6 protein-coding genes and 1 tRNA gene are annotated in these 10,274 nt (G+C 62.4%); all 7 read left to right on the forward strand.

What is annotated here, in order from left to right; translation table 11 throughout:
* On the forward strand, positions 1-2,266 hold a 2,266-nt coding region (locus AB5405_RS08840; protein WP_368138228.1), incomplete at its 5' end, for a xanthine dehydrogenase family protein molybdopterin-binding subunit.
* Positions 2,267-2,406: 140 nt separating this feature from the next.
* A tRNA-Leu gene (locus tag AB5405_RS08845) sits at positions 2,407-2,490 on the forward strand.
* 88 nt (positions 2,491-2,578) lie between these two features.
* Entirely contained in the window at positions 2,579-3,880 is a 1,302-nt protein-coding gene (gene tig, locus AB5405_RS08850) for a trigger factor (protein WP_368138229.1), read from the forward strand.
* Positions 3,881-4,043: 163 nt separating this feature from the next.
* Positions 4,044-4,664: an ATP-dependent Clp protease proteolytic subunit gene (locus tag AB5405_RS08855; RefSeq protein WP_022095182.1), complete on the forward strand. Its 621-nt coding sequence runs from the start codon at positions 4,044-4,046 to the stop codon at positions 4,662-4,664.
* Position 4,665: 1 nt separating this feature from the next.
* The gene (clpX, locus tag AB5405_RS08860) at positions 4,666-6,072 is read left to right on the forward strand and encodes an ATP-dependent Clp protease ATP-binding subunit ClpX (RefSeq protein ID WP_368138230.1); all 1,407 of its coding nucleotides are present in this window, start codon (positions 4,666-4,668) and stop codon (positions 6,070-6,072) included.
* Between the two features lie 287 nt (positions 6,073-6,359).
* A complete protein-coding gene (locus AB5405_RS08865) occupies positions 6,360-9,056 on the forward strand; it encodes a valine--tRNA ligase (protein WP_368138231.1) in 2,697 nt (898 codons plus the stop codon).
* Positions 9,057-9,336: 280 nt separating this feature from the next.
* On the forward strand, positions 9,337-10,274 hold a 938-nt coding region (locus tag AB5405_RS08870), incomplete at its 3' end, for a bifunctional folylpolyglutamate synthase/dihydrofolate synthase (protein ID WP_368138232.1).

A 10,274-nucleotide genomic window follows, 5' to 3' on the forward strand; every position in this document is an offset into this window, starting at 1 on the left:
GCCTAAGAAGGACTCGAAGGCGCTGCTCGAGGGTCGTCCCGTCTACACGGGCGACATGGTGCCCGCCGGCGCGCTGATCGTCAAGCTCAAGCGCAGCCCCTATGCCCGCGCCAAGATCCGCTCCATCGATACGTCGCGCGCCCTGAAGGTGCCCGGCGTCGTGGGCGTCTACACCTACGAGGACGTGCCCAAGCGCCGCTTTACCATCGCCGGCCAGAGCTATCCCCAGCCGAGTCCCTACGACCGCCTGATTCTCGAGAACCTCGTCCGTTACCAAAACGAGGAGGTGGCGATCGTCGCCGCCGAGACCGAGGAGGCTGCCGACAAGGCGCTCAAGCTCATCAAGGTCGACTATGAGGTGCTCGAGCCGCTGCTCGACTTTACCCAGGCGCTCGATAATGACATCGTTGTCCACCCCGAGGGCGACGTGACCTTTATGTTCCCGCAGGGCGGCGACGTCCCGCGCAACCTGGTGTGCAGCGGCACGAGCGATTTTGGCGACTTGGACGAGGCCTTCGCCCAGAGCGACATCGTCTTCACCCGCACCTACACCAGCCAGGCCACGCAGACCGCGCCCATGGAAACCTTCCGCGCCTTCGCGACGACCGACGCGTTCGGGCGTATCTCGGTGACCACCTCCACACAGGTGCCCTTCCATGTGCGCCGCATGGTCGCGCAGTCACTCGATATTCCGCAGTCGCAGGTGCAGGTCATTAAACCGCGCATCGGCGGCGGATTTGGCTCCAAGCAGACGGGCTGCTGCGAGATCTTCGTTGCGTTTGTGACGCAGCAGACCGGCCGTCCGAGCTACTGCTGCTACACCCGTGAGGAGACCATTACTGCGGGCAACTCGCGCCACCAGATGCAGATGACCGTTAAGCTGGGTGCCATGAACGACGGCACCATCACGGCTATCGACCTGCATACTCTGTCCAACGCCGGCGCGTATGGCGAGCATGCCACCACGACGATCGGCCTTTCGGGCCACAAAAGCCTGCCGATTTACAACCATGTGAAGGCGAGCCGCTTTAGCTGGGACGCCGTCTACACCAATACTAACCGCGGCGGCGCGTATCGCGGCTACGGTGCCACCCAGGGCCAGTTTGCCGTGGAGAGCGCCGTCAACGAGCTCGCCGACATGCTGCACATGGACCCTGCCGACCTGCGACTTAAGAACATCGTGCGCGAGGGCGAGATCATGCCGCAGTACTACAACGAGAAGCTCAACGCCTGCGCGCTCGACCGCTGCCTGCTGCGCGCGATGGACATGATCGGCTGGCGCGACAAGCCGCTAGCCGTCGACCTGGGCGACCGCGTGCGCGCCCTTGGCTGCGCGCTCACCATGCAGGGCTCAGGCATTTCCAACGTGGATATCGCCGGCATCGACATGCGCCTGGAAGAGGATGGCTTTATTACCATCGGCACCGGCGCTACCGATAACGGCATGGGCGTCGACACGATTCTGGCGCAGATTGCCGCCGAGGAGCTGGGTGTGGAGAGTTCGATGATCGTGGTGCGCGGCGTGGACACCGATGTGTCACCGTTCGACGCCGGCTCGTACGCGAGCTCGGGCACGTACGTGACAGGTCTGGCAGCCAAGAACGCCGCGACCGAGCTGCGCGAGAAGATTTGCGCCAAGGCCGCCCAGATGTGGGACGTGGACGCCGCCGACGTGGTCTTTGATGGTCAGTACGTGCGCCTGTCCGACGAGCGTGCCGCCCGCGAGCAGAACCGCTACCTTACGCTGCGCGACTTTGCCAACCTGTGCGTCAAGAACATCGCGGGCGGCGACGCGCTCACCTCGCATGCCTCTGCCTGCCTGCCCGTTTCGCCTCCGCCGTTTATGGCCGGCATTGCCGAGGTCGAGGTCGACAAGGCTACCGGCAAGGTGACCGTGGTGGACTACGCGGCGGCTGTGGACTGCGGTACCGTAATCAACGAGGCGCTCGCGCGCGTCCAGGCCGAGGGTGGCATTGCCCAGGGTATCGGCCACGCGCTCTACGAGATCGTCGAGCACGATGAGCGCGGCCGTCTGCGCACCGGCAACTTTATGAGCTACAAGCTGCCCACGCGCCTGGATATCGGCAGCATTCGCGTGGCCTTTGAACCGAGTTACGAGCCGACGGGCCCGTTTGGCGCCAAGTCGATCGGCGAGGTCGTTATCAACACGCCGCTCGCCGCCGTGGCCTCGGCCGTGGCGCACGCCACCGGACATCAGGTTCGCTCTCTGCCCATCACGCCCGAGAAGGCCCTGCTGGGGGAGTAGCGGGTCATCGAGCAGGTCGTAATTGGCGGGGCGGGACAACTCGCCCCGCCTTTTGGACTCGTGGTGAGGTCGTGAGCTTGTAAAAGGTGTGCGTGCGCTTGCCGTTCGTATCTGCTATCATTCCTAATCTGTGCGCTCATGCGGGCGTGGCGGAATTGGTAGACGCGCCAGATTTAGGTTCTGGTGGGATTCCCGTGAAGGTTCGAGTCCTTTCGCCCGCACCAACGCATCTGCGTCGGCTTCGGCCGTCGCGACTCTTTGTTGCATAAAGGTACCAGCACCTCAGATAAGCTGGGCAGTATGAGGAGGAACGTGTTGAACATCACCGCTTCTGACGTCAAGGACGCCAAGCTCACCGCTACGGTCACCATCCCGGCCGCCGACGTCGACGCCGCGATCAAGAAGGCCTACAAGGACACCGCCAAGAAGTACCGCTTCCCGGGCTTCCGCGCCGGTAAGGCCCCCCGTCCGGTCATCGATTCCGCACTTGGCGCTGAGGCTACCCTCGCTCAGGCCACCAACGACCTGATCGCCGCCAACGAGCCCGCCGTCCTCAACGAGCTGGACATCGTCCCCACCAAGAGCGGTGACTATAAGGAGCTCGACCTCGCCAAGGATCACGAGGACTACACCTACACCGTTGAGTTCTCCCTGCGTCCTGCCGCTGAGCTCTCCTCCTTCGACGCTGTCGAGATCGAGATGCCTCCCGCGGAGGTCACCGAGTCCGAGATTAACAACCAGGTCGAGATGCTCCTCAACTACCGCGCTACCTTCGAGGACGTCGAGGGTCGCGTCGTCGAGGCCGAGGACTACGTCACCGTCGACCTCAAGGCTGTCGAGAACGCCGACAACTTTGCCGCCGAGGGCCGCATGCTCATCGCCGGTAGCGACAGCAACCCCAAGGAGTTCAACGAGGCCCTGATCGGCGCTAGCGTTGACGACGTCAAGACCGTCACCTGGACCGACGAGGTCGAGGAGGGCGAGGAGGCCGAGACCCACACCGTCGAGGTCACCGTCAAGGGCATCAAGGTCCGCAATACCCCCGAGCTCACCGACGAGCTCGTCAAGTCCGACTTTGGCTTTGACAGCATCGACGCTATGCGCGACGCCATCAAGATCGAGATCGAGCAGGACAAGGCTTCCCGCCTCCCGGCCGAGAAGGAGAACCGTTGCGTTTCCGCTCTCGCCGAGCGCCTGCAGCTCGACGAGATGGACGCCGACTACGAGCAGTCCGTCTTTGAGGAGCTTGGCCAGAACTTCCTGTCCAACCTCGCTGCTCGCGGCATGACCCTGGACACCTGGCTGCCCGCTTCCGGCCTGACCATGGAGCAGTTCATCGGCGACCTGCACAAGCAGGCCAACGACGTTGCCCGTGAGTCCCTGGCTCTGGACGCCCTCGCCCGTGAGCTCAAGATCGAGGTCACCGAGGACGACATCAACGCCGAGTTCGAGAAGGCTGGCGTCAAGGACGTCGAGGCTTCCAAGGCCGAGTTCATCGCCGATGGCCGCATGCCTGCCGTCCGCGAGTCCATCCGTCGCTCCAAGGCCGTCGACCACCTGGTCGAGAACGCCAAGGTGACCGAGGTCGACGAGACCGCCAAGGACGCCGAGTAATTCTCGCCACCTTGCCCGCGAGCGCATGGGTGCGCCCGTGATGGGGTAAAGTTATACACCGGTTATCCGGTTGCTTCGTACGGTGCCAGCCAATGCATAGCATGCGGGCACCGTACGTTTATCTAGAACCAATTTGGTCCGCAAGAGAGAAATGGAGATGCGTATGATCGCCAAGTTCGATTCCGCCCTCGTGCCATACGTTATCGAGCAGACGCCGCGCGGCGAGCGCAGCTACGATATCTATTCGCGCCTGCTCAACGACCGCATCATCTTCTTAGGCGAGGAGATCAACTCCGTCAGTGCCAACCTGGTCGTTGCCCAGCTGCTGCATCTTGAAAGCCAGGATGCCGAGAAGGATATCTCGCTCTACATCAATTCGCCCGGCGGCGAGGTCTACTCCGGCCTGGCGATTCTTGACACTATGAACTTTATCAAGCCGCAGGTCTCTACCATTTGCGTCGGTATGGCCGCGTCCATGGCTGCCGTGCTGCTTTCGGCCGGCGCTAAGGGCAAGCGCTTCTGCCTGCCGCACTCCAAGGTCATGATTCACCAGCCCAGCGGCGGTGCCCAGGGTCAGCAGACCGAGATCGAGATCGTGGCCGAGGAGATCAAGAAGACTCGCCGTGAGCTCAACCAGATCCTGTCCGACGCCTCGGGCCAGCCCATCGAGAAGGTCCAGGCCGACACCGAGCGCGACAACTACCTGACCGCTGCCGAGGCCCTCGACTACGGCCTGATCGACCGTATCGTTACCTCGCGCGACCTCGCCGCGAAGGACGCCTAGGATGGCCGGTAACATGCAGGACAACTTTGACGAGAACGGCAACCCCATCCGCTGCTCCTTCTGCGGAAAAGAGCAGGGGCAGGTTCGGCGCCTTGTAAAGGGTCCGACCAACATCTTTATCTGCGACGAGTGCGTTGCCGCCTGTTCCGAGATTTTGGAGGAGTCGCTGGCTTCGGACTTTATGGACGCCGCCCGCAACGGCAAGCTGCCGGGCTTCCTCAACGACCACGGCCAGGCTGCATCCCAGCCCGCCGTGGATCCCGAGACCGAGGGCTTTGAGCTCGAGGACGACCGCCAGGTCATCACGCACGTGCCGACGCCGCACGAGATCTATGACGAGCTCTCGGCCTATGTAATGGGCCAGGAAGACGCCAAGCGCGCCATGTCGGTGGCCGTGTACAACCACTATCGTCGCGTGATCGAGGGCGGCGCCGCGGTGTCTGCCTTTGACGACGACATGGGCTCGCAGTTCGACGACGATATGGACGAGGTAGAGCTCGCCAAGTCCAACATCTTGCTGCTCGGTCCCACCGGTACCGGCAAGACCCTGCTCGCCCAGACGCTCGCGCGCATCCTCGAGGTGCCGTTTGCCATCGCCGACGCCACCGCGCTTACCGAGGCAGGTTACGTGGGTGAGGACGTGGAGAACATCCTGCTCAAGCTTATCAATGCTGCCGATGGCGACATTGAGCGCGCACAGGTTGGCATTATCTACGTGGACGAGATCGACAAGATCGCCCGCAAGGCCGAGAACCTCTCCATCACCCGCGACGTTTCGGGCGAGGGCGTTCAGCAGGCGCTGCTTAAGATCCTTGAGGGCACGGTGGCAAGCGTTCCGCCCACCGGCGGCCGCAAGCATCCCCAGCAGGAGCTGCTGCAGATCGACACGACCAACATCCTGTTCATCTGCGGCGGTGCCTTTGTGGGTCTGGACAAGATTATTGCCGATCGCGTGGGCAACAAGGGCGTGGGCTTTAACTCCGAGATTGCCGGCCCCACCTCGGTCGACGAGAACGACCTGCTGCGTCAGGTACTCCCGCAGGACCTCAACGCTTTTGGCATGATCCCCGAGTTTGTGGGACGTACGCCCGTCGTCACCCAGACGCAGGCGCTCGACGAGGATGACCTGGTGTCGATCCTGACCGAACCCAAGAACGCCGTGGTCCGTCAATACCGTAAGATGTTCCAGCTCGAGGACGTTGAGCTTGAGTTTGAGGACGCCGCCCTGCACGAGATCGCCCGCATGGCGCTCGCCCGCAAGACCGGCGCCCGCGGCCTGCGTTCCATCTGCGAGGACGTGCTGCAGCAGACGATGTTCGACCTGCCCAGCGAGGAGGGTGTTTCCAAGGTCATCGTGACTGAAGCCTCCGTAAAGGGCGAAGAACAGCCCCAACGCATCTACGGTTAAACCAGCCTAAAGCGTGTTTGCAAATAGCCTCCGACCACCCGCGGTCGGAGGCTATTTTATATATACGCAATAACCCCAACTACCTGTGCTATTCTGTGTGTTTGTTTAGGCCTCGGCAAAGTCAATTCAGACTGAAGTAATCGATACCTAAGGGGAGGAATGTAGGCTCGATTTTCGTAGATTCCGCACGAGCCGAAGACCACTTAATGTGGTCTTCGAGCGAGCCCAGGACCTGACCGAGCGAAAATCGGGCCTACATTCCTCCCCGGCGGGACAGGGAGAGATATATGGAAGAGATGCCCAAGAACTACGATCCGTCGACCAATGAGCCGGCGATCCTGCAGAAGTGGCTCGACGGCGGCTACTATAAGCGCCGTGAGGGCGTGGGCGACTGCACCGTCACCATTCCGCCTCCCAACGTGACCGGCAAGCTCCACATGGGCCACGCCACCGACGACTCCATCCAGGACGCCATCATTCGTATGGCCCGCATGCGCGGCAAGTCCACGCGCTGGGTGCTGGGCACCGACCACGCCGGTATCGCTACGCAGACCAAGGTCGACAAGAAGCTCAAGAGCGAGGGCATTAGCCGCCTGGAGATTGGTCGCGACAAGTTTGTCGACGCCTGCTGGGACTGGACCCACGAGTACGGCGGCATCATCGTCGAGCAGATCAAGCGCATGGGCTGCTCGGTCGACTTCGATAACGAGCGCTTTACCATGGACGAGGACTATGCCCAGGCCGTGCGCAAGGTCTTCTGCGACTGGTACCACGACGGTCTGATCTATCGCGGCAAGCGCATCGTCAACTGGTGCCCCAACTGCACTACCGCTATCTCGGACGACGAGGCCGAATATAAGGACGAGAAGGGCCACCTGTGGCACCTGCGCTACCCGCTGACCGAGCCGGTCAACGGCCAGGATTACATCGTCGTTGCCACCACGCGCCCCGAGACCATGCTCGGCGACACGGGCGTCGCCGTCTCCCCGAAGGACCCCGAGAAGGCCGCCTTCGTGGGCAAGACCGTCAAGCTTCCCATCGTCGACCGTGAGATCCCCATCTTTGAGGATTGGCATGTCGACGCCAACTTTGGCTCCGGCTTTGTCAAGGTCACCCCGGCCCACGACCCCAACGACTACGCCATGGGTCAGGCTCACGACCTGCCGCAGATCAATATCTTCGACGAGCACGCGGTGGTCGTCGAGGGCTACGGCGAGTTCACCGGCATGACCCGCGAGGAGTGCCGCGAGGCCGTCATCAAGTGGTTTGAGGAGCATGACCTGCTCGATCACGTCGAGGACCTCGATCACTCCGTCATGCACTGCTACCGTTGCGACGCCGCACTGGAGCCGTGGCTGTCCGAGCAGTGGTTCGTCGCCGTCGATAAGCTCAAGGGGCCGGCGCTGGACGCCGTCAACTCTGGCAAGGTCACCTTCCACCCCGCGCGTTGGACGCAGACCTACACCACCTGGATGGAGAACCTTAAGGACTGGTGCATCTCGCGCCAGCTGTGGTGGGGCCACCGCATCCCTGTGTTCTACTGCGAGGACTGCGGCTGGGAGGACGCCCTTACCGAGGACACCGACGTGTGCCCCAAGTGCGGCGGCCATCACGTGCATCAGGACGAGAACGTGCTGGACACCTGGTTCAGCTCGCAGCTGTGGACCTTCGCCACGCAGGGCTGGCCGCAAAAGCCGGAGCTGATCGAGGGGCATCACCCCACGACGGCGCTCGTCACCGCGCGCGACATCATCGCGCTGTGGGTCGCCCGCATGGTCATGAGCTCGCTGTATTTCCTGGACGAGGTGCCGTTTAAGGATGTCGTCATCTACCCGACGATCCTTGCCAAGGACGGCAGCCGAATGTCCAAGTCCAAGGGCAACGGCGTTGACCCCATGGACCTCATTGGCATGTACGGCGCCGATGCCATGCGCTTCAACCTGCTCACGCTGTGCACCAACAACCAGGACGTCAAGTTCGACGCGAACATCGACAAGAAGACCAAGAAGCTCATCGACAGCCCGCGTACCGACCAGGCCAAGTCGTTTGTGACCAAGATCTGGAACGCCAGCCGCTTCCTGCTTATGAACATGGAGGGCTACACGCCCGGCGAGCCCGTCGTTGAGACGCCGGCCGACGCGTGGATGTTCAGCCGCCTGGCCAAGGCCGTGAAGATGGTCACCGAGGGCATCGAGCAGTACACCTTTGGTGATATGGCCCGCGGCGTGCAGCAGTTCTTCTGGAACGAGGTCTGTGACTGGTACGTCGAGGTCACCAAGGCCCGCCTGAAGGGCGAGGGCCGTCTGCAGGCGCAGCGCAACCTGATCTTTGTGCTCGACACCTCCATTCGCCTGATGCACCCGCTCATGCCGTTCGTTACCGAGGAGATCTGGGACAACATGCCGGCGAGTGTGCTCGATCTGGACGCCGAGGGCAACGTGGACCGCGCCGAGGCGCTCATGATCGCCAAGTGGCCGGAGCCCGCCGACTACGCCAAGTACGTTAACGAGCCCGCCGAGCGCGCGTTTGAGCTGTGCCGTACCGTCGTTTCCGCCGCCCGCGCCACGCGTTCGCGTTATCGCTTGAGCCCCAAGGCCGAGCTCGACGTGGTCGTGCGTGCCGGTGCCGAGGATATCGAGAAGCTCGAGAGCCTGCGCTCGACCATCGAGCCGCTGGCCAACACCGCTTCGCTGGTCATGGGTACCGACGTTGAGAAGCCGGCCGCGAGCATTGCCGTGGTCGACAGCGGCGTCGAGGCCTTTGTGGTGCTCGAGGGCAAGGTTGACCTTTCGGCCGAGAAGGCACGCCTGGAGAAGGAGATTGCCGCGGCCCAGAAGGAGCTTGCCGGTTGCGAGAAGACGCTCGCCAACGAGGGCTTTGTGGCCAAGGCCGCGCCCGCGGTGGTCCAGAAGAAGAGGGACCGTGCAGCTGAGCTCAAGGAGATCCTGGCGGCGCTGACTGCTCAGGTTGCTGACTTCTCGTAGGTCTAACTTGGGGGCGCGTCCCGATGCTTTGCTCTCCGCTGCGGACAGTCCTGCGCAAGACGGACAGCACATTAAGTGCTGTCCTTTGCGTGCGGAACTTGCGGCGAGCAAAGCATCGGGCCGCTCCTAGTTCGTTTACGTGGTTGTTTGCAACTGGTAGGTTAGGGCCACTGGGTTGAGGCCTTGATTCTGCTGCAAGCGGTGTTTGGCTGATATTTTGAACGCGAGGGGCTCATTGTTTTTGGTGGGCCTCTTTTTCTGTTATGGGGGACTTTGGGTTATGGCTAAGCGTTCTGGGTCGTATGTCGTTCCTTTCTCGTTTGAGTTGCTTTCGTTTGATGAGGTTGTGGGGCTTGCTGCTGATACGGGGCGGATTTCTGGGGATGCTGGGCCTCTGCTCGAGACGGTTGTCGATATGCTTGATGAGTTGTGGCGTCCGGACGAGTATTTTGATTGCATTCAGGTCGCCGGTACCAATGGCAAGACTTCGACCACGCGTTTTTCGGCCGCCATTCTTCGTGGCGAGGGGCTCAAAACCGCGCTGTATACGTCGCCGCAGCTGGTGCGCTATCCCGAGCGCATGGAGGTCGATGGGTGCGTTGTGAGCGACGAGGCGTTTGCCCGTGGCGTTTCGGCAGCTGTCGAGGCGGGGCGCCGCGTGAATGCGCACCGTGTGGCGGCGGGGGAGCGTGCCTATACCATCACGCCGTTTGACCTGCTGACAGCTGCCGCACTTGTAGTGTTTGCTGAGGCCGCGGTGGATGTTGCCGTGCTCGAGGTCGGCATGGGCGGGCGTTGGGATGCCACAAGCGCGACCGATCCTGTCGCCGTGGCCATTACGGGCATTGGGCTCGATCACACACGTATTTTGGGCGATACGCTCGAGGCCATTGCGGGGGAGAAAGCTGCGGTTATCAAACCCGGGCGCCTGGTTGTGCTGGGCGAGGGCACGCACGAGGCGAGCGTCCAGCGCGTGATGGATGCCCGTTGTCGCGAGTGCGGCATCGTGCCGCTCGTGGTGAGCCACGCCACGACGAAGGTGCCGGCGCATGTGGGCGACACAGTTGAGTTTAGCTGCACCACGCCGCGTGCGATCTATACGTCGAGCATGGTCAAGCCGGCCTATCAGCCGCAGAATGCAGCGTGCGCGATTATGCTTTGCGAGGGGTATCTGGGTCGCGAGCTCGACCACGATGCGCTCGACGCCTCGCTTATGGG

The sequence above is a fragment of the Collinsella aerofaciens genome (assembly GCF_040920445.1).
GTDB lineage: Bacteria > Actinomycetota > Coriobacteriia > Coriobacteriales > Coriobacteriaceae > Collinsella > Collinsella aerofaciens_BH.